This window comes from Streptomyces echinoruber (assembly GCF_014651135.1).
Classification (GTDB): domain Bacteria; phylum Actinomycetota; class Actinomycetes; order Streptomycetales; family Streptomycetaceae; genus Streptomyces; species Streptomyces echinoruber.
On record NZ_BMWH01000050.1, the window covers coordinates 1 to 22,854 of the forward strand.

3 protein-coding genes are annotated in these 22,854 nt (G+C 77.6%); all 3 read right to left on the reverse strand.

Annotated features, from left to right (window positions below; all coding sequences use genetic code 11):
* The coding region (locus IE225_RS31660) for a type I polyketide synthase (protein WP_190061112.1) at positions 1-6,039 on the reverse strand (6,039 nt) is incomplete at its 3' end.
* A 37-nt stretch (positions 6,040-6,076) separates the two neighbouring features.
* Positions 6,077-17,440 carry a type I polyketide synthase gene (locus IE225_RS31665; protein WP_229880192.1) on the reverse strand — a complete coding sequence of 3,788 codons (11,364 nt, stop codon included), beginning with the start codon at positions 17,438-17,440 and terminating at the stop codon, positions 6,077-6,079.
* 74 nt (positions 17,441-17,514) lie between these two features.
* A partial coding sequence (locus IE225_RS31670) for a type I polyketide synthase (RefSeq protein ID WP_229880193.1) occupies positions 17,515-22,854 on the reverse strand: 5,340 nt, incomplete at its 5' end.

Here is a 22,854-nt window from a genome sequence, read left to right on the forward strand (position 1 = left end):
CCCCGCCCGCCGCGGACGGCCCTGCGTCCGCGGCCACGCCCGCTGCTCGGTCAGCAGCTCCACCGCACCGGCGTCCCAGTCCACGTGCGTCGAGGGCGTCTCCACGTGCAGCGTGCGCGGCAGCACCCCGTGCCGCAGCGCCAGCACCATCTTCAGCACCCCCGCCACCCCGGCCCCCGCCTGGGTGTGCCCGATGTTGGACTTCACCGACCCCAGCCACACCGGCCGCTCCACCGGCCGATCCTGCCCGTAGGTGGCCAGCAGCGCCTGCGCCTCGATCGGATCCCCCAGCCTGGTGCCGGTGCCGTGCGCCTCCACCGCATCGATGTCCGCCGCGCTCAGCCCGGCATCCGCCAGCGCCGCCCGGATCACCCGCTGCTGCGCCGGCCCGTTCGGGGCGCTCAGCCCGTTGGAGGCGCCGTCCTGGTTGACCGCCGAGCCGCGGATCACGGCCAGCACCGGATGCCCGTGGCGGCGCGCGTCCGACAGGCGCTCCACCAGCAGCAGCCCCCCGCCCTCGGAGAACCCGGTGCCGTCCGCGGCGTCCGCGAACGCCTTGCACCGCCCGTCCGCCGCCAGCCCCCGCTGCCGCGAGAAGTCCAGGAACAGACCCGGGGTCGACATGACCGTGACGCCGCCCGCCAGGGCCAGGTCGCACTCCCCCGACCTGAGCGCCCGCACCGCCAGGTGCAGGGCGACCAGCGACGACGAGCACGCCGTGTCCACCGTCACCGCCGGCCCCTCCAGGCCGAAGGTGTAGGCGACGCGGCCGGACATGACGCTGGCGGAGGTGCCGGTGCCCAGGTGGGCGTCGGTGTCGTCGGTCAGGGCGAGCGGACGCTGGGTGTAGTCCTGGTAGTTGGTGCCGGCGAAGACGCCGGTGCGGCTGCCGCGCAGCGTGCGCGGGTCGATGCCGGCCCGCTCGAACGCCTCCCACGCCATCTCCAGCAGCAGCCGCTGCTGCGGGTCCATCGCGGTCGCCTCACGCGGCGAGATGTTGAAGAACGCCGGGTCGAAGTCGGCGAAGGAGTCGAGGAATCCGCCGGTGCGGGTGGAGGTGCGGCCGGGTGTGCCGGGCTCGGGGTCGTAGAGGGCGTCCAGGTCCCAGTCGCGGTCCTGCGGGAAGGGGCCCATGGCGTCGACGCCGTCGGCCAGCAGCCGCCAGAACGCCTCCGGCGAGTCGGCGCCGCCGGGGAAGCGGCAGGCCATGCCGACGATGACGACGGGGTCCTCGGTGTCGGCCGGGCCGGCGGCCGGTGCGGCGGCGGCCGCGGCGGCCCGGGCCGGGGCCAGTTCGGCGCCGAGGTGCTCGGCGAGCGCGGCGGGCGTGGGGTGGTCGTAGACGAGGGTGCTCGGCAGGCGCAGGCCGGTGGCCCGGTTCAGGCTGTTGCGCAGTTCGACGGCGGTGAGCGAGTCGAAGCCCAGTTCGCGGAAGGCGCGGGCCGGTTCGACGTCCTCGGGGCCGGCGTGGCCGAGCACGTGGGCGATGTGGGCGCGGACGAGTCCGAGCAGGGCGTGCCGGCGGTCGCGCTCGTTCAGGGCGGCGATCCGCTCGGCGAGCGGGCCGTCCTCCGGCCGGTCGGATTCCGTCCCGGCCGGCCCGGTGCCGGCCGGGGTGCGGCGGGCCTCGGGGAGCTCGGCGTACAGGCGGCGCGGCCGGCCGCGGGCGAGTTCGGCGGCGAAGACGTCCCAGTCGATGTCGGTGACGACGAGCGCGGTGTCGTCGTGGTCGAGGGCCTGCTGCAGGGCGGTGACGGCGGTGCCGGGGGCCATGAGGCGGACGCCGTGGCGTTCCAGGCGGGCGCCGACGGAGCCCGAGGCCATGCCGCCCTCGGCCCAGCCGCTCCACGCGATCGCGGTCGCGGGCAGTCCCCGGGCGCGCCGGTGGGCGGCGAGGGCGTCGAGGAAGGCGTTGCCGGGCGCGTAGTTGCCGTGTCCGGGGCTGCCGAAGACGCCGGAGGACGAGGAGAACAGCACGAAGGCGGACAGGTCGAGGTGGGCGGTGGCGGCGTGCAGGTTGAGGGCGCCGCCCACCTTGACCCGCAGGACGTCCGCGAGCCGTCGGGGGGTGAGGGAGCCGATCACGCCGTCGTCCAGGACGGCCGCCGTGTGGAAGACGGCGGTCAGCGGGCGGTCGGCGGGCACGGTGGCCAGCAGGGCCGCGAGGGCGTCGGGGTCGGCGACGTCGCAGCGGGCCACCTCGGCGCGGGCGCCGAGGCCGGCGAGTTCCGCGACGAGTTCGCGGGCGCCGTCGGCGTCGGGGCCGGAGCGGCTGACGAGCAGCAGGTCGCGGGCGCCGCCGCGGGCGAGCCAGCGGGCCACGTGGCGGCCCAGGGCGCCGGTGCCGCCGGTGACGAGGACGGTGCCCTCCGGGCGCCAGGTGCGGCGGGCGGGCCGGCCGCCGGTGGCGGCGCGCACCAGCCGGCGGCCGAACAGGCCGGTGGTGCGGATCGCGACCTGGTCCTCGTGGTCGAGGCCGGCGAGCAGCGCGGCCAGGCGGTCGCCGGTCCGCTCGTCCACGTCGGCGGGCAGGTCGGCGAGGCCGCCCCAGCAGTCGGCCTGTTCGAGGGCGACGACCCGGGCGAAGCCCCACACCAGGGCCTGGGCGGGCGCGTCGGTCCCGGTGTCGGGGCCGGCGGCCACGGCGCCGCGGGTGACGAACCAGACGGGCAGGCGGGCGCCGAGGTCGTCGAGGGCCTGGACGAGGGCGACGGTGGCGGCGAAACCGCGGGGCAGGTGGGGGAAGTCGGGGTGCGCCTCCTCGTCGAGGGCGAGCAGGGACACCGCGCCGGCCGCTTCGGTGGCGGGGCCGGACAGGGCGGCGGCCAGGGCGGTGCGGTCGGCGGCGGGGTCGGTGACGACGGTGACGGGGCGGGCGCCGGCCCGGTCCAGCGCGGCGGCGGCGGCCGCGGCGGCGGGGGTGTCCTCGTGGCCGCGCGGGACGAGCAGGAGCCAGGTGCCGGTGAGGCGGGGCGCGGGCGGCTCGGGCAGGGCGTGCCAGGCGATGCGGTAGCGCCAGCCGTCGGCGGCGGCGTGCTCGGTGCTGCGCCGCCGGTAGCCGGCCAGGGCCGGCAGGAGCGGGGAGACGGTGTCCTCGGTGACGTCGAGGGCGGCGGCGAGCGCGGGCAGGTCGTCGTTCTCGACGGCGGTCCAGAACGCGGCGTCCGCGGGGGCGGACCGGGTGGTCGCCGCGGCCCTGGTGCGGGTGAACTCTGGCCAGTGGCGGCGGCGTTGGAAGACGGTGACGGGCAGGTCGACGCGGCGGCCGGTGCCGCCGTGGGCGGCGGTGAGGTCGACGTGCCCGCCGCGGACGAAGAGTTCGGCCGCCGACAGCAGGAAGCGCCGGCGGCCTCCGTCGCCGCGCCGCAGGGTGCCCAGGACGGCGCCGCCGTCGGTGCCGCCGAGCGCGTCGAGGGTGTCGCCGACGGCGCCGGTGAGCACCGGGTGCGGGCCCACTTCCAGGAACACGCGGTGCCCGGCGGCGGCGAGGTCGCGCACGGTGTCCTCGAAGCGGACGGTCTGCCGGGCGTTGCGGTACCAGTGGTCGGCGTCGAGCCGCGTGGTGTCCTCGACGCGGGTGCCGGTGACCGTGGAGTGGAACGGGATCGCGGCGGGCCGGGGCCGCACCGGTGCGAAGCCGTCGAGCAGGGCGTCCCGGACGTCCTCGACCTGCGGCGAGTGGGAGGCGTAGCCGATGGGGATGCGGCGCACCCGCAGGCTCTGGGCGGACAGTTCGCGCTCCAGTGCGGTGAGCGCCGTCTCCTCGCCGGTGACCGCGACGCTGCGCGGGCCGTTGACGGCGCCGACGGCGAGCCGGCCCGCGTGGCGGGCCAGGTGCCGTTCGGCCTCGGCGAGCGGCAGGGGCGCGTGCAGCATGCCGCCGCGGCCGGCGAGCGCGGCCAGGGCGCGGGCGCGGGTGACGACGATGCGGGCGGCGTCGTCCAGGGTGAGCGCGCCGGCGACGTGGGCGGCGGCGATCTCGCCCTGCGAGTGGCCGGCGACCGCGGCGGGCCGCACCCCGTGGTCCTGCCACAGCCGGGCCAGGGCCACGCACACGGTGAACAGCACCGGCTGCACGACGTCGACCCGCTCCAGCGGGGGCGCGCTGTCGGCGCCGCGCAGCACGTTGCGCACGGACCAGCCGGTGTGCGCCTCGACGGCGCGGGCGACCTCGTCGACGTGGGCGGCGAACCGCTCGTCGGTGTCGAGGAGTTCGGCGGCCATGCCCTCCCACTGGGCGCCGTGCCCGGGGAAGAGCAGCACGGGGCCGCCCTCGGTGTCGGCGACGCCCCGCACGGCCGACGCCTCGGGGGTGTCGTCGGCCAGGGCGCGCAGGCCGCGCGCGAGGCCGTCGTGGTCGTGGGCGACGACGACCGCGCGGTGCTCCAGCGCGGGCCGGGTGGTGGCGAGGGACCAGGCGAGGTCGGCGGGGTTCTGGGCGCGGCCGGGGCCGTCGTGCACGTGGGCGTGCAGCCGGGCGGCCTGGGCGCGCAGCGCGGCGGCGGTGCGGCCGGACACCAGGAACGCGAACGGCCCCCTCGCCTGCGGGGGTTGCGCGGGCGCCTCGGCGGCCGGCCCTTCAGCGACCGGCTCTCCAACGACCGGCTCCCCGGCGGCGGGCTCTTCGGCGGCCGACTCTTCGGCGGCGGCCGGTTCCTCGGGCGCGGCCTCCAGGATGACGTGGGCGTTGGTGCCGCTGACGCCGAAGGAGGAGACGCCGCAGCGGCGGGGCCGGCCGGGTTCGGCGGGCCAGGGGCGGGGCTCGGTGAGCAGGGCGACGCGGCCCGCGCTCCAGTCGACGTGGGTGGAGGGCCGGTCGACGTGCAGGGTGCGGGGCAGTTCGCCGTGGCGCATGGCCAGCACCATCTTGATGACGCCGGCCACGCCGGCCGCGGCCTGGGTGTGGCCGAGGTTGGACTTCACCGAACCGAGCCACAGCGGCCGGTCGGCGGGCCGGTCCTGGCCGTAGGTGGCGAGCAGGGCCTGCGCCTCGATGGGGTCGCCGAGGCGGGTGCCGGTGCCGTGCGCCTCGACGGCGTCCACGTCGGCCGGGGACAGGCCGGCGGAGTTCAGGGCCTGCCGGATGACGCGTTCCTGGGCGGGGCCGTTGGGGGCGGTCAGGCCGTTGGAGGCGCCGTCCTGGTTGACGGCGGAGCCGCGCAGCACGGCGAGCACGGGGTGCCCGTTGCGGCGGGCGTCGGAGAGCCGTTCGACGACGAGGACGCCGGCGCCCTCGCCCCAGGCGGTGCCGTCGGCGGCGTCGGCGAAGGCGCGGCAGCGGCCCTGCGGGGACAGGCCGCGCTGCCGGCTGAACTCCAGGAACACGGTGGGCGTGGCCATGACGGTGACGCCGCCGGCCAGCGCCAGGTCGCACTCGCCGTTGCGCAGCGCCTGCGCGGCCAGGTGCAGCGCCACCAGGGAGGAGGAGCAGGCGGTGTCGACGGAGACCGCGGGGCCCTGAAGGCCCAGGGTGTAGGAGATGCGGCCGGAGATCACGCTCGGGGAGTTGCCGACGCCGTCGTCGCCGGCGTTGTCGGACAGGGCGAGCAGGGCCGGGTAGTCCTGCAGGCTGGTGCCGGCGAAGACGCCGGTGCGGCTGCCGCGCAGGGACAGCGGGTCGATGCCGGCGCGTTCCAGCGCCTCCCAGCACACTTCGAGGAGCAGGCGCTGCTGGGGGTCGGTGCCGACGGCCTCGCGGGGCGAGATGCCGAAGAAGCCGGCGTCGAAGTCGGCGACCCGGTCGACGAATCCGCCGGTGCGGGTGTAGCTCTTGCCCGGCGTGCCGGGCTCGGGGTCGTACAGGGCGTCGGTGTCCCAGCCGCGGTCGGCGGGCCACTCGCTCATGGCGTCGGTGCCGGAGCGCAGCAGCCGCCACAGGTCGTCCGGGTCGGCGACGCCGCCGGGGAGGCGGCAGCCCATGCCGACGACGGCGACGGGTTCGCGGTGGCGTTCCTCGGCCTCGCGCAGCCGCTGCCGTGTCCGGTGCAGGTCGGCGGTGACCTTCTTCAGGTAGCCGAGGAGCTTGTCCTCATTGCTCATGCGTTCTTCACCGTCTCCCGGTCGGTGGCCGCGGCGTTCAGGAGATGCCGAGGTCGTTCTCGATGAAGTCGAAGATCTCCTCCGCGGCGGCGGAGTCGATCCGGGCGCTGACGTCGTCCGCCGCCGCGGCGGCGGACGCGGCCGGGCCGGTGCCGTCCCAGCGGGTGAGCAGCGCCTTGAGGCGTGCGCCGATGCGGTCGCGGCGGGTGTCGTCCGCGGGCAGGCCGGCCAGGGCCGTCTCCAGCCGGTCGAGGTCGGCGAGCACCGCCGCGGCGGGGTCGGTGTCCTCGCCGAGCCGGTCGCGCAGGTGCCCGGCCAGCGCGGCCGGGGTGGGCTGGTCGAACAGCAGGGTGGCGGGCAGCCGCAGGCCGGTGGCGGCTTCGAGGCGGTTGCGCAGCTCGACCGCCCTGAGGGAGTCGAAGCCGAGCGAGCCGAAGGCGCGGCCGGCCTCCACCCGGTCGGGTGTGGCGTGGCCGAGGACCGCGGCGACGTGGGTGCGGACCAGGGAGAGCAGGATGCGCTCCTGTTCGGCGGCGCTCGTCCCGGTGAGCCGGGCCCGCAGGCCGGGTGCCGCGTCCGTGCCGCCGGACGCCGGGCCGGCGGCCGCCGCGGGGCCGGCGGTGCCGGCCAGGTCGGACAGCAGCGGGCTGGGCCGGGCCGCGGTGAAGCCGGCCGCGAACCGTTCCCAGTCGACGTCGGCGACGGCGGGCGCGGCCGCGCCGCGGGCGACGGCGCGGCCGAGGGCGTCCAGGGCCCGCTCGGGGTCGAGCGGGGTCAGGCCGCCGCGCCGCATGCGTTCCTCGGTCGCGGCGTTCGCGGTGGCCATGCCGCCGCCTGCCCACGGTCCCCAGGCGATCGACGTCGCGGGCAGGCCGGCCGCGCGGCGCCGCTCGGCCAGCGCGTCCAGGCAGGCGTTGGCGGCCGCGTAGTTGGCCTGCCCGGCCGAGCCGAGGGTGCCGGAGAGGGAGGAGTACAGCACGAAGGCGGACAGCTCCCGGTCCCGGGTCAGCTCGTCCAGGTGGCGGGCGGCGGCCAGCTTGGGCCGCAGCACCGCCTCCAGGGCGGCCGGGTCGAGACCGTCGAGGAGCCGGTCGTCCAGGACGCCGGCGGTGTGCACCACGGCGTCGACGGGGTGTGCGGCGAGCAGCGCGGCCAGGGCGTCTCGGTCGGCGACGTCGCAGGCGGCCAGGACGAGGTCGGTGCCGGTGCCGGCGAGGGCGGCCCGCAGCCGGTCGGCGCCCTCGCCGGCGGCGCCGGAGCGGCCGGCGACGACCAGGCGGTCGGCGCCCTGCGCGGCCAGCCAGGCGGCGGTGCGCACGCCGAGCGCGCCGGTGCCGCCGGTGAGCAGGACGGTGCCCTTCCACACCACCGGCGCGGTGTCCGGTTCGGCGGGCCGTTCGGCGCGCGCCAGGCGGCGTACGTGGGTGCCGTGGGCGCGCACCGCGATCTGGTCCTCGCCGCCGGGCGCGCCGAGGGCGGCGGCCAGGCGGCGGGCCACGCCGTCGGGGAGGGCGGCGCCGGTGCCGGCCGGCAGGTCGACCAGGCCGCCCCAGGTGCGCGGGTGCTCCAGGGCGGCGGTGCGGCCGAGCCCCCACACGGCGGCCTGCTCGACGTGGGCGGGCGGCTCCTGCGGGGAGACGCCGACGGCGCCGGCGGTCACGCACCACAGGGGCGCGGTGTCCGTCCCCGCCGCGTCCGTCCCGTTCGCGGTGTCCGTCCCGTTCGCGGTGAGCGCCTGCAGCAGGGCGAGGGTGGCGGCCAGTCCGGCGGGGGTGGCGACATGGCCGGGCAGCGGGCGGTCGTCCACCGCCAGCAGCGACAGGACGCCCGTGACCTCGGGGTCCTCGGCGCGCAGGGCGGCCAGCTCCGCGGCGAGCGTGCCGCGGTCGGCGGTGGCGCAGTCGACCGGCAGGAGCGTCACGCGGGCGCCGTGCGCGGCGAGGGCGTCGGCGATCGACGCCGCCCAGGGTCCGCCGGCCAGGGCGGCGGGCACGGGCAGCAGCCAGCGCCCGGTCAGGGCGGCGGCGGCCGGGTCGGGCGCGGGCCGCCACACCACGCGGTGCTCCCAGGCTGCCTCCTCGCCGCCGCGGCGGCTGTCGCGGCGCCAGGCGGCCAGGGCCGGCAGCACCGCCTCCAGCGGCGCGTCCTCGGGCAGGCCGAGCCGGTCGGCGAGGGCGGCGGCGTCGGCCTGCTCGACGAGCTCCCAGAACGGCGCGTCCTGCGCGGCCGTCGGAGCGGCGGCGGTGGGCCGCAGCCAGTACGGCTCGCGCTGGAAGGCGTAGGGGGGCAGGTCGATCGTGCGGGCCCCGGTGTCGCCGTTGCCGCCGAGCCGGGTGAGGTCGGCTCCGCAGCCGCGCGCGTGCAGTACGCCGGCCGCGTGCAGCGCGGTGCGCACCTCGGGGGTGTCGCGGCGCAGCAGCGGTACGGCGGCAGCGGCGCCGGCGTGGCGCAGGCCGGCGCGGACCAGGGTGGTGAGCGTGGCGTCGGGGCCGAGTCCGACGTACGTGGTGACGCCCTCGTCCTCCAGGGTGCGCACGCCGTCGGCGAACCGCACGGCCTCACGCACGTGCCGCACCCAGTACTCCGCGGACTCCAGCTCGCCCGGAACGGCGGCCCGTCCGGTAACGTTGGAGACCACCGGGATGGCCGGGGAGGCGTAGGCGACGGACTCGGCGACCTTCCGGAACTCCGCGAGCATCGGCTCCATCAGCGGCGAGTGGAAGGCGTGACTCACCCGCAGCCGGGTCGTACGACGGCCCCGGTCCGCGAAGTGCGCGGCGAGCCGCTCCACGGCGTCGGTGTCGCCGGAGAGCACCACGGAGGCCGGGCCGTTGACCGCGGCGACGGCGGCGCGGCCGGCCGGGTCCGCCACCAGCGGCCGCACCTCCTCCTCGGTGGCCTCGACCGCGATCATCGCGCCGCCCTCGGGCAGGGCCTGCATCAGCCGGCCGCGGGCGGCGACGAGCCGGCAGGCGTCGGGCAGGCTCAGCACGCCCGCCACGTGGGCGGCGGTCAGCTCGCCGATGGAGTGGCCCATCAGCAGGTCGGGCCGCACGCCCCAGGAGCGCAGCAGGGCGTGGGCGGCGGTGCCCACGGCGAACAGAGCCGCCTGGGTGAAGGCGGTGCGGTCCAGCAGGGCCGCCCGCGCGCTGCCCTCGGCGGCGAACACCACCTCGCGCAGCGGGGGGCCGTCCAAGTGGCGGTCCAGTTCGGCGCAGACCGCGTCGAAGGTCTCGGCGTAGGCCGAGTACGCCTCGTACACCTCGCGTCCCATGCCCGGCCGTTGGGAGCCCTGGCCGCTGAAGAGGAAGGCGGTGCGGCCGCCGGTGCCCGCCGTGCCGGCGGTCACGCCGTCGGCACTCTCGCCGCGGGCGACGGCGGCGAGGCCGGCGAGCAGCTCGTCGTGGTCGGCGGCGACGACGGCGGCGCGGTGGTCCAGGGCGGGCCGGGCGGTGGTCAGGGTGTGCGCGAGGTCGCGCGGGTCGGGGCGGTGCGCGAGGAGGTGGGTGCGCAGCCGGGCGGCCTGGGCGCGCAGCGCCTCGGGGGTGTGGCCGGAGACGGGGAAGATCCGCGGCCGCCGCGGCGCCTCGGGCCGTTCGGGCGGCGGGGGCGCCGCCGGGGGTTCTTCCAGGACGACGTGGGCGTTGGTGCCGCTGATGCCGAAGGAGGACACGCCGGCGCGGCGGGGCCGGCCGGGTTCGGCGGGCCAGGGGCGCGGCCCGGTGAGCAGCTCGACGGCGCCGGCGGACCAGTCGACGTGCGGGGAGGGCCGGTCGACGTGCAGGGTGCGGGGCAGTTCGCCGTGGCGCATGGCCAGCACCATCTTCATCACGCCGGCGGCGCCCGCGGCGGCCTGGGTGTGGCCGAGGTTGGACTTGGCCGAGCCGAGCAGCACGGGCCGGCCGGCGGGCCGGTCCTGCCCGTAGGTGGCGATCAGCGCCTGCGCCTCGATGGGGTCGCCGAGGCGGGTGCCGGTGCCGTGCGCCTCCACGGCGTCCACGTCGGCCGGGGTCAGGCCCGCCGCGGCGAGCGCTTGCCGGATGACGCGTTCCTGGGCGGGGCCGTTGGGGGCGGTCAGGCCGTTGGAGGCGCCGTCCTGGTTGACGGCCGTGCCGCGCACCACGGCGAGCACGGGGTGCCCGTTGCGGCGGGCGTCGGAGAGCCGCTCCAGCAGCAGCACGCCGACGCCCTCGGAGAAGCCGGTGCCGTCGGCCGCCGCGGCGAACGCCTTGCACCGGCCGTCGGCGGCCAGCCCGTTGTGGGCGGTGAACGCGGTGTAGGTGCCGGGGGTGGCCATGACGGTGACGCCGCCGGCCAGCGCCAGGGAGCACTCGCCGTTGCGCAGGGCCTGCGCGGCCAGGTGCAGTGCCACCAGGGAGGAGGAGCAGGCGGTGTCGACGGTCACCGCGGGCCCTTCCAGGCCGAAGGTGTAGGCGACGCGGCCGGACAGGAAGCCGGCCGACGTCCCGAGGCCGAGGTAGTCGGCGACGCCCTCGGGGACGTCGGTGACGCCGGAGCCGTAGCCGGAGCCCATGGCGCCGACGAACACGCCGGTGCGGCTGCCCCGCAGGGACAGCGGGTCGATGCCGGCGCGTTCGAACACCTCCCAGGACGCCTCCAGGACGAGCCGCTGCTGCGGGTCCGTCGCCAGCGCCTCGCGCGGCGGGATGCCGAACAGGGCGGCGTCGAAGTGGGCGGCGCCGTACAGGAATCCGCCCCGCAGGCCGGGCAGCCGGTCCAGGTCCCAGCCGCGGTCGGCGGGCGGGGCGCCGATGGCGTCGCCGCCCTCGGCGAACAGGTGCCACAGCTCCTCCGGGCCGGTCACGCCGCCGGGGTACTGGCAGGCCATGGCGACGATGGCGACGGGGTCGTCGACGGCCGCGGCGGTGGCCGCCACCGCGTCGGGGCCGCTGCCGCCGAGGAGGCGTTCCCGCAGGTGGCGGGCGAGGGCCGTGGGCCGGGGGTGGTCGAAGACGACGGTGGCGGGCAGCCGCAGACCGGTGGCGGCGCCGAGGCGGTTGCGCAGGTCGACGGAGGTGAGGGAGTCGAAGCCGAGGTCCTTGAACGCCTGGTCGGCGCCAACGGCGGCGGCGTCGCCGTGGCCGAGGGTGGTTGCGGCGTGCCGACGCACCAGGTCCAGCAGCAGGCGCTCCTGCTCCCCCTCGGTCAGGCCGGCCAGCCGCCGGGCGAGGTCGTCGCCGGCGGTGCCGGTGTCGCGGCCGGCGGTGCGCCGGGCCGGGGCGGCGGGGACCAGGCCGTGCAGCAGGGCGGGCAGCCGGCCCTGCCGGGCGGCCGCGCGCAGTACGGCGGTGTCGGTGCGCAGCGGCGCGAGCAGCGCCTCGCCGTGGCGCAGGGCGGCGTCCAGCAGGCGCAGGCCGTGCTCGGGCGGCAGGGCGGGCAGCCCGGAGGCGGCGATGCGCCGTACGTCGTCCTCACGCAGGCCGCCGGTCATGCCACCGTCGGTCTCCCACAGGGTCCAGGCGAGGGAGACGGCGGGCAGGCCGTGGGCGCGCCGGTGGTGGGCGAGCGCGTCCAGCACGGTGTTGGCGGCGGCGTAGCCGGCCTGTCCGGCGCCGCCGAGGAGCCCGGCGGCGGAGGAGAACAGCACGAAGGCGGTCAGGTCGGTGCCGCGGGTGGCCTCGTGCAGCGCGAGCGCGGCGGTGGCCTTGGCCCGCAGCACGGGCGCCAGCCGCTCGGGGGTGAGCGCTCCGAGGACGCCGTCGTCCAGGACGCCGGCGGCGTGCACCACACCGCGCAGCGGCCGGTCGGCCGGGATACGGGCGAGCAGCGCGGCCAGCGCCTCGGGGTCGGCGGTGTCGCAGGCCTCGACGGCCACCCGGGCGCCGTGCGCGGTCAGTTCGGCGGCGAGGTCGGCGGCGCCCGGGGCGTCCGGGCCGCGCCGGGAGGCCAGGACGAGGCTGCGCACCCCGTGCACGGTGACGAGGTGCCGGGCGACCAGGGCGCCCAGGGCGCCGGTGCCGCCGGTGACGAGGACGGTGCCCTCCGGGTCCCAGGCGGGCCGCGCCCCGGCGTCCCCGGCGTCGGCGCGGACCAGGCGCGGGACGAGCAACTCGCCTTCCCTGACGGCGAGTTGCGGCGCCCCGGTGGCGACGGCGGCGGGCAGGGCGGCCAGCGAGGCCGGGGTGTCGTCGACGTCGACCAGGACCAGCCGCCCGGGGTTCTCCGTCTGCGCGGACCTGACCAGGCCCCAGACGGCGGAGGCGGCGGGGTCCGGCACGTCCTCGCCGGTGCGGGTGGCGACGGCGCGGTGGGTGAGGACCACGAGCGGGGCGTCGCCCGCGCGGTCGTGCGCGAGCCACGTCTGCAGGACGCCCAGCAGACGGGAGGCGGCCGCGGCCGGGTCGGGTCCGGCGCCGGCCGGGCAGGGCAGGACGACCGCGGCCGGAGTCTGCGGCAGGGCGTCGGGGGTGTCGGCGCGGGGCCAGGACGGGTCGAGCGCGGGGTCGTCGGCACCGGCGGCGTACCAGCCCTCGACGGGGGGCGCCTGGACCGGGCCGGAGGCCCCGGTGGGCGTCTCGGGCAGGGTGAGGACGACCTTGCCGATGTGCCGGGCCTGGCTCAGGTGCCGGAACGCCTCCGGCGCCCGCCGCACGTCCCACGCGGTCACCGGCAGCGGGGCGAGCACGCCCTGCGCGAAGAGGTCCATCAGCGCGGCGAGCATCCGCCCGGTCCGCTCCACGCCGGCCTCGACGAGGTCGAAGGCGCGGTACTCGACGCCGGGATGGTCGGCGGCGACCTGCCGCGAATCGCGGATGTCGGTCTTGCCCATCTCCAGGAAGCGCCCGCCGCGCGGCAGCAGCCGCAGCGAGGCGTCCACGAACTCCCGCGCCAGACAGTCCAGGACCACATCCACGCCCCGCCCGCCGGTGGCCTTGAGGAAGGCGTGCTCGAACTCCAGGTCGCGGGAGGAGGCCAGGTGCGCCCCGTCCAGCCCGGCCGCCCGCAGCGCCGCCCACTTGCCCGGACTGGCGGTGCCGAACACCTCCGCGCCCAGATGCCGCGCCACCTGCACCGCCGCCGAGCCCACCCCGCCGGCCGCCGCGTGCACCAGCACCGACTGACCCGGACGCAGACCCCCCAGATCCACCAGGGCGTAGTAGGCGGTCAGGAAGACGACCGGCACCGTGGCGGCCTGTTCGAAGGACCAGGCGTCGGGTACGCGGGCGAGCAGCCGCTCGTCGGCCACCGCGACGGGGGCGAACGCCCCGTCGAACATGCCCAGCACCCGGTCGCCGGGCGCGAAACGGGTCACCTCCGCACCGACCTCGGTGACCACACCGGCCCCCTCCAGACCGATCGCCGTCGACTCGCCCGGGTACATGCCGAGCGCGGTGAGCACGTCACGGAAGTTCACCCCCGCGGCCCGCACCGACAGCCGCACCTCCCGCGGTCCCAGCTCACGCGCCACCCCCGGACACGGCACCAGCCGCAGACCGTCCAAGGTCCCCTTCTCCGCGACCTCCAGCCGCCAGGCGCCCGCACCGCCCGCACCGTCCGTACCGGACGGCGGAACCAGGGCGCCGTCCGCGGGGCCGGCCGGCTGCGCTGCGGGAGCCGCCGGGAGCCACCGCACGGTGTACAGGGCGCCGTCGGCCGCGGGGCCGGCCGGGCCGGGCCCGTCGGCGGGCAGGGCGCGGGAGACGAGCGTGCCGACGGTGGCGACGGGCTGCCCGGTGGTGTCGGCGAGGCGCAGCGTGACGCCGTCGGCGCCCGCCGGTTCGATGCGGACGCGCAGCGCGGTGGCGCCGACCGCGTGCAGGGCGACGCCGCCGAAGGAGAACGGCAGGCCCACCGTGCGGTCCTGCGTGTCCTCGCCGCCCGCGAGCTGGGCGTGCAGGGCGGCGTCGAGCAGCGCGGGGTGCAGGCCGTAGCGGGCGGCGTCCCGGTGCTGGTCCTCGGGGAGGGCGACCTCGGCGTACCAGCCGGTGTCGTCGCGCCACACGGCCCGCAGGCCCTGGAAGGCGGGGCCGTAGTGGTAGCCGGTGTCCGCGAGGGCGGCGTAGAAGCCGTCGAGGGGGACGGGGCGGGCGCCGGGCGGCGGCCAGGCCGCCAGGTCGTACGACGGCTCGGGGGCGGCCGGGGCCAGGGTGCCGGTGGCGTGCCGGGTCCAGGGCGCGTCCGGGTCGTCGCCGGCGGCGTCCTCGGCGCGGGCGTACACGGCCAGCGGCCGGCGCCCGGCCGGGTCGGGGGCGCCCAGGGTGAGTTGGAGCTGGACGGCGCCGTGCTCCGGCAGTACGAGCGGCGCCTCCAGGGTGAGTTCCTCCAGCAGGGCGCAGCCCGCCTCGTCGCCGGCGCGCAGGGCGAGTTCGACGAAGGCGGTGCCCGGCAGCAGGACGGTGCCGGCGACGGCGTGGTCGGCGAGCCAGGGCTGGGTGCGGGCCGACAGGCGCCCGGTGAGCAGGACGCGCCCGTCGTCGGCGACGCGCACGGCGGCGCCGAGCAGCGGGTGGCCCGTTGTGCCCAGGCCGGCGCCGGTGACGTCCCCGGTGCCCGCGGCGCGCGCCGGCAGCCAGTACCGCTCGCGCTGGAAGGCGTAGGTGGGCAGGTCGACGGCCGGGCCGCGGCCGGGTCCGAGCATGCCCTCCCAGTCGACGGCGGCGCCGTGCGCGAACAGGCCGGCGACGGCGGCCAGCAGGGTCTCGGGCTCCGGCCGGTCCCGGCGCAGGGCGGGCAGGCAGATCCGCTCGGTGGTGTCGTCGGGCAGGCAGGACGGGGCGAGGGCGGTGAGGGTGGCGTCGGGGCCGAGTTCCGCGAACCGGGTCACGCCGTGCGCGGCGAGCCAGGCGATCCCGTCGGCGAACCGGACGGTGCCGCGCAGGTGGCGCACCCAGTAGTCGGGGGAGGCGAGTTCCTCGGCGGTGGCGGGCCGGCCGGTGACGTTGGAGACGACGGTCAGCCGCGGGGCGCGGGCGGTGACACCGGCGGCGACGGACCGGAAGTCGTCCAGGACGGCGTCCATGCGGGCCGAGTGGAAGGCGTGGCTGACGCGCAGCCTGCGGGTGCGCCGGCCGCGCCGGGCCAGGTCCCCGGCGACGGCCTCGACGGCGGGCGCGTCGCCGGACAGGACGACGGCGCGGGGCCCGTTGACGGCGGCCACGGCGACGGCGTCGCCGTGCGCGGCGAGCAGTGGGGCGACCTCGTCCTCGGTGGCCTCCACGGCCACCATCGCGCCGCCGGGCGGGAGGTGCTGCATCAGCCGGCCGCGGGCCGCGACGAGGCGGCAGGCGTCGGCGAGCGACCAGACGCCGGCCAGGTACGCGGCGGTCAGCTCGCCCAGGGAGTGGCCGGCGAGGTACTTGGGCTTGACGCCCCAGGACTCCAGCAGCCGGTACAGGGCGACTTCGAGGGCGAACAGGGCGGGCTGCGCGAACTCCGTACGGTCGAGCAGGGCGGCGTCGGTGCCGCCGCTGCCGTCGTCGCCGAGGACGACGTCCCGCAGCGGGCGCGGCAGGTGCCCGTCGAACGCGGCGCACACCTCGTCGAAGGCCCGCGCGTACGCGGGGAAGGCGGCGTACAGGTCGCGGCCCATGCCGGGGCGCTGCGCGCCCTGCCCGGAGAACAGCACGGCGGTGGCGCCGCGCAGCACGCGGCCGGTGACGACGTCCGGTCCGGACCCGGCCGCGTCGTCCGCCCCGGCCAGCCGCGCCAGGCGCTCCCGGGCGGCGGCACCGTCCGGGGCGAGCACGACGGCCCGGTGCTCGAAGACCTGACGTGTCGTCACCAAGGCTCGGGCGACGTCGAGATGGGTGGTGCCGGTGCCGTCGAGGGGGTCGAGATGATCGGGGTGGTCGAGGTGGTCGAGGTGGTCCAGGAGCCGGGCGGCCTGGGCGCGCAGTGCGGCGGTGCTGCGGGCGGAGAGGATCCAGGGGACGGCGGGCAGCGGCGACGGTTCCTCGCCCGGTCCGGCCGCGGGCTCCTGCGCCGTGCCGGGCGTGGGTTCCTGCGCCGTTCCGGGCGTAAGTTCCTGCGTCGCTTCGGTGTCCGGCTCGGCCGGCGGGGCGGCCTCCAGGATCGCGTGGGCGTTGGTGCCGCTGATGCCGAAGGAGGACACGGCGGCGCGGCGCGGGCGGTCGCCGGTGTCGGGCCAGTCGGCGGGCTCGGTCAGCAGCCGTACGTGGCCGGCGCTCCAGTCGACGTGGGTGGTGGGCCGGGTGACGTGCAGGGTGCGCGGCAGCCTCCCGTGCCGCAGCGCCTGCACCATCTTGATGACGCCGGCGACACCGGCGGCGGCCTGGGTGTGCCCGAGGTTGGACTTCAGGGAGCCGAGCAGCAGCGGGCGGTCGGCGTCCCTGGCGCGGCCGTACGTCGCCAGCAGCGCCTGGGCCTCGATGGGGTCGCCGAGGGTGGTGCCGGTGCCGTGTGCCTCGACCGCGTCGACGTCGGCGGCGGTCAGCTCGGCGTCGGCGAGGGCCTGCTCGATGACGCGCTGCTGGGCGGGGCCGTTGGGGGCGGTCAGGCCGTTGGAGGCGCCGTCCTGGTTGACGGCGGTGCCGCGCACCACGGCGAGCACGGGGTGCCCGTTGCGGCGGGCGTCGGACAGCCGCTCCACGAGGAGCAGGCCGACGCCCTCGGACCAGCCGGTGCCGTCGGCGTCGTCGGAGAACGCCTTGCACCGGCCGTCGGGGGCGAGCCCGCGCTGCCGGCTGAACTCGAACAGCAGCCCCGGGGTGGCCATGACGGCGACGCCGCCGGCCAGCGCCAGGTCGCACTCCCCCGCCCGCAGGGCCCGCACCGCCCAGTGCAGGGCGACCAGGGAGGAGGAGCAGGCGGTGTCGACGGTGACGGCGGGGCCCTGCAGGCCGAGCACGTAGGCGATGCGGCCGGAGGCCACGGAGGTGGCGTTGCCGGCGAGCATCAGGCCGTGCACGTCCTCGGGGACCTCCACCGGGCCCTGCCCGTATCCGGAGGTGGCCGCGCCGACGAAGACGCCGGTGGCGCTGGAGCGCAGGGTGTTCGGGCGGATCCCGGCCCGCTCCAGCGCCTCCCAGGCGGCCTCCAGCAGCAGCCGCTGCTGCGGGTCGGTGGCGAGGGCCTCGCGCGGGCTCATGCCGAAGAAGGCGGCGTCGAAGGCGCTCGCGTCGTGCAGGAAGCCGCCCTCGCGGGTGGAGAACGTGCCGGGTGTGCCGGGGTCGGGGTCGAAGCGGTCCTCGATGTCCCAACCGCGGTCGCCGGGCAGCGGGCCGATGGCGTCGCGACCCTCGTCGACCAGGCGCCACAGGTCCTCCGGGGAGGCGACGTCGCCGGGGAAGCGGCAGCTCATCGCGACGACGGCGATGGGCTCGCGGTTCTTGTCCTCCACCTCGCGCAGCCGGCGGCGGGTCTGCCGGAGCTCCGCTGTCACCCGCTTGAGGTAGTCCACGTACTTGTCGTCGTCAGCCACGGGTGTCCCTTCCTTGGAGCGAGGAGCGGTGGTGCGGGGGGCGGGGGTGCGGGAGGCGGGGGTGCGCTGCCGTGTCATGCGGTGCCCAGCTCCCGGTCGATGAGGTCGAACAGCTCGTCGGCGGAGGACACCTCGTCCAGGTCGCCGTCCGGGTCGTTGTCCGGGTCGTTGTCCGGGGCACCGCCGTCGTCGTCGGTGCCGTCCGCCCGCTCGGGCTGCGGGACGGGTGCGCCCTGCCAGTGCGCGAGCAGGTCGCGCAGCCGGTCGGCGACGCGGGCCCGGTCGGCGGCGTCCTCGACGTCGGCGCCGGCCAGCGCGGCGGCCAGGCGGTCGACCTCGCCGAGCAGTGCCTCGGTGCCGCCGGGCGCGTCGGGCAGGTCGAGCACGGTCAGCAGGTGGGCGGCCTGGGCGGCGGGTGTCGGGTGGTCGAACACCAGCGTGGCCGGGAGGCGCAGCCCGGTGACCGCGGTGAGGCGGTTGCGCAGTTCGACCGCGGTGAGCGAGTCGAAGCCGAGCTCCTTGAACGGCTGGTCGGGTTCGATGCCGGCGGCGGAGGCGTGGCCGAGGACGGCCGCGGCCTGCTCGGTGACCAGGTCGAGCAGGAGCTGCTCGCGGTCCGGTCCGCTCAGCGGGGCGAGCCGGTCGGCCAGCGCGGGGGTGTCCGCCGCGCCGGCCGGGTGTGCGGCGGCCTCGGCCCGGCGCCTGGCCGGGGCCCCGGCCAGGCCGCGCAGCAGCGGCGGCAGTGCGTCGGCGTGCTGCCGCAGCGCCGCCCGGTCGAGACGCATCGGCAGCAGTACGGCGCGGTCGCCGGCGGCGCCGGCGTCCAGCAGCCGCATGCCGGTCGGCGCGTCGAGCGGCACCATGCCGGTGCGGGCGTGCCGCTCCCGGTCGGCGTCGGTGAGCGTGCCGGTCATGCCCGCGTCCGGCAGCCAGGTGCCCCAGGCGAGGGAGGTCGCGGGCAGGCCCAGGTCGCGCCGGTGCTGGGCGAACGCGTCGAGGAAGGCGTTGGCGGCCGAGTAGTTGGCCTGCCCGGCCCCGCCGAAGGTGCCGGCGACGGAGGAGAACACCACGAACCGGGCCAGGTCCAGGTCGCGGGTCAGCTCGTGCAGGGCGAGCACGGCGTCGGCCTTGGGCCGCAGCGCGGTGTCCAGCCGTTCCGGTGTCATGGAGGTGACGACGCCGTCGTCGAGGACGCCCGCGGTGTGCACGACCGCGGTGAGCGGCCGGTCGGCGGGGATGCCGGCGAGGAGCCCGGCGAGGGCGTCGCGGTCGGCGATGTCGCAGGCGGTGATCGTCACCTCGGCGCCCAGGGCGGTCAGTTCCTCGCGCAGGTCGGCGGCGCCGGGCGCGTCGGGCCCGCTGCGGCTGGCGACGACCAGGTGGCGCACGCCGTGCTCGGCCACCAGGTGGCGGGCCGTGAGCCGGCCGAGGCCGCCGGTGCCGCCGGTCAGCAGGACGGTGCCCCGCGGGTCGGGTGCGGTGGGCAGGGTGAGGACGACCTTGCCGACGTGCCGGGCCTGGCTCAGGTGCCGGAACGCCTCCGGCGCCCGCCGCACGTCCCACGCGGTCACCGGCAGCGGGGCGAGCACGCCCTGTTCGAACAGCGCCATGAGGTCGTCCAGGATCTCCCCGATCCGGTCGGCGCCGGCCTCGACGAGGTCGAAGGCGCGGTACTCGACGCCGGGATGGTCGGCGGCGACCTGCCGCGGATCGCGGATGTCGGTCTTGCCCATCTCCAGGAAGCGTCCGCCGCGCGGCAGCAGCCGCAGCGAGGCGTCCACGAACTCCCGCGCCAGACAGTCCAGGACGAGGTCGACACCCTTGCCGCCGGTGGCCTTGAGGAAGGCGTGCTCGAAGTCCAGGTCGCGGGAGGAGGCCAGGTGCGCCCCGTCCAGCCCGGCCGCCCGCAGCGCCGCCCACTTGCCCGGACTGGCGGTGCCGAACACCTCCGCGCCCAGATGCCGCGCCAACTGCACCGCCGCCGAGCCGACCCCGCCCGCCGCCGCGTGCACCAGCACCGACTGACCCGGACGCAGACCCCCCAGATCCACCAGGCCGTAGTAGGCGGTGAGGAACGTGATGGGAACGGTCGCCGCCTGGGCGAAGGTCCAGCCGCGCGGGATACGGGCGAGCAGCCGTTCGTCGGCCACCGCGACGGGGGCGAACGCCCCGTCGAACATGCCGAGTACGCGGTCGCCGGGCGCGAAGCGGGTCACCTCCGCGCCGACCTCGGTGACCACACCGGCCCCCTCCAGACCGATCGCGGTCGACTCGCCCGGGTACATGCCGAGCGCGGTGAGCACGTCACGGAAGTTCACCCCCGCCGCCCGCACCGACAGCCGCACCTCCCGCGGCCCCAGCTCACGCGCCACCCCCGGACACGGCACCAGCCGCAGACCGTCCAAGGTCCCCTTCTCCGCGACCTCCAGCCGCCAGGCGTCCGCACCGCCCGTACCGCCCGCACCGTCCGTACCGGACGGCGGAGTCAGGGCGCCGTCCGCGGCGAGCGGCACGATCCGGGGCGTGGTCACCGCGCCGTCGCGGACGGCGAGTTCGACGGCGTCCGTGCCGAGCGCGGCGGGCAGCGCGGCCGCCGAGGCGGGCGCCGCGTCGGTGTCGACGAGGACGAAGCGGCCGGGGTTCTCGGAGCGGGCCGACCGCACCAGGCCCCACACCGCCGCCTGCGCCGGGTCCACGGGCCGCGCGTCGGCCCGCACGGCGCCCCGCGTGACCACGGCCAGCCGGGCGTGTGCGAAGGCCGGTTCCGTCAGCCACTGCTGGACGGTCCGCAGCATCCGGTGCGTGACGGTGTGCACCGCGTCCGCCGGGTCGCCGCCGGGGCCGTCGCCGTCCGGGACGGTGAGCAGGACGGTCCCGGGCACCTCGGTGTCCGGCGCGGCGAGCGCCTCCAGGCCGGGTACGACGCGCGCCTGGAAGCCCGCGTTCTGAAGGGCGGCGGCCAGCTCGCGCGCGGCGCCGTCGTCGGTGCCGGCGTCGGTGCCGGCGCCGACGACGGTCCATACGGTGCCCGGGTCGGCGGTGCCGGTGGCCTGCGCCGTCCAGTCGAGCTCGTACAGGTGCTGCTGCCGTGGCGTGCCGACGGTGGATCCGGCGATGTCGCCGGTGAGTTCGCGCAGCGTGAGCGCCTCGATGTGGGCGACGGCGCGACCGGCCGGGTCGGCGAGGGCCAGACCGACCGTCTCCGGGCCGGTCTGCACCATGCGGACGCGCAGCGCCCCGGCGCCGGCGGCCTCCAGGCGCACGCCGCTGAAGGAGAACGGCAGCCGTCCGGCGTCCTCCATGGGCACGAACATCACCGCGTGCAGGGCGGCGTCGAGGAGCGCCGGGTGCAGGTCGAAGGCTCCGGCGGCCGGGTCGGCGCCGTCGGGCAGCGCCACCTCGGCGAACACCTCCTCGCCCCGCAGCCACACGGCCGACAGCCCCCGGAACAGCGGCCCGTAGAGGTGTCCGCGCTCGGCGAACCGCTCGTAGAAGCCGTCCAGCGGCGCCGGTTCGGCGTCCTTCGGCGGCCACACGGTGAAGTCGTACGGCGATGCGGCGGGCGCCTGCCGGTCCTGGGTGAGCAGGCCGGTGACGTGCAGGGTCCACGGGTCGTCGGCCGCGGCGTCCTCGGGGCGGGCGTGGACGGTGAGGGCGCGGGCACCGGAGGCGTCGGGGGCCTCCACGCGCACCTGCACGTGGACGCCGCCGCGCTCGGGCAGGGGCAGCGGGGCGAGGATGGTCAGCTCCTCCACCCGGTCGCACCCGGTGTGCGCCCCGGCGTGCAGCGCCAGGTCGAGGAAGCCGGTGGCGGGGAAGAGCGCGGTGCCGGTGAGCGCGTGGTCCCTCAGCCACGGCCGGCTGCTCGGCGAGAGCCGGCCGGTGAACAGGCAGGTGTCGCCGCCGGCGAGTTCGACGGCCGCGCCGAGCAGCGGGTGCTGCGCGGGGCGCAGGCCGGCGGAGCCGACGTCGCCGAGCAGGACGGGCGGCTTGGGCCAGTACCGCTGCCGCTGGAAGGCGTAGGTGGGCAGTTGCACCGTGCGCGCGCCGGTCCCGTCGAAGACGCGGGCCCACGCCACGTCGACGCCCTTGGTGAACGCCTGGGCGAGCGCGGCGAGCAGCGCGTTCCGCTCGTCGCGGTCCTTGCGCAGGGCGGGCACGAACAGCAGGTCCGCGGCGTCGGGGACGTTGCTCTGGGCGAGGGCGGTCAGCGTGCCGTCCGGGCCGATCTCGACGAACCGGGTCACGCCGTGCTCCGCCAGCCAGGAGACGCCGTCGGCGAACCGGACCGCCTCGCGCACGTGCCGCACCCAGTACTCCGCGGACTCCAGCTCGCCCGGGGCGGCGGCCCGCCCGGTGACGTCGGAGACCACGGCCATGCCGGCGGGCGCGTAGGCGACGGACTCGGCGACCTCGCGGAAGGAGGCCAGCATCGGTTCCATCAGCGGCGAGTGGAAGGCGTGGCTGACGCGCAGCCGGGTGGTGCGGCGGCCCTGTGCCACCAGTTCCCCGGCGACCGCCGTGACGGCCTCCTCGGTGCCTGAGACGACCACGGCGCGCGGCCCGTTGACGGCCGCCACCGCCACCTCGGTCTCACGGCCCTTGAGCAGCGGCAGGACTTCTTCCTCGGCGGCTTCGACGGCCACCATCGCCCCGCCCGTGGGGAGTTGCTGCATCAGCTCCCCGCGGGCGACGACGAGACGGCAGGCGTCCGGCAGGGACAGCACCCCGGCCACATGGGCGGCGGCCAGCTCCCCGATCGAGTGCCCCACCAGGTAATCCGGCCGCACGCCCCAGGACTCCACCAGCCGGAACAGGGCGACTTCGACGGCGAACAGGGCCGGCTGCGTCCAGCGCGTCTCGTTCAGCAGCTCGGCGTCGTCCCCGAAGACGACCTGCCGCAGCTCCTCCCCCACCTCGGCCACCACCGCATCGAAAGCCTCCGCGAAGGCGGGGAAGGCGTCATACAACTCCCGCCCCATGCCGAGGCGTTGGGAGCCCTGCCCGGAGAACAGGAACGCGGTCTTCCCCTCGCCGCGGAAGGTTCCGGTCACCGTGTGGGCAGCCGGTTCGCCGGCGGCGACGGCGCGCAGGCCGTCGAGGAGGGCGTCGCGGTCCTCGCCCAGGACGACGGCGCGGTGCTCGAAGGTGGCGCGGGTTGCGGCCAGGGACAGGCCGATGTCGGCGGCGGTGTGCCCGGGGTGTTCCCCGGCGTGGGTCAGCAGGCGCTCGGCCTGCGCGCGGAGCGCCGCGCGGCTGCGCGCGGTCAGCACCCAGGGCAGGGTGCCGTCCGTGCCCGCCGTTTCGCCGGTGCCGGCGTCGGCCTCCCGGGCGGTCTCTTCCGGAACGGCTTCCTCGGTGGCTTCTTCCAGGATGAGGTGGGCGTTGGTGCCGCTGATGCCGAACGAGGACAC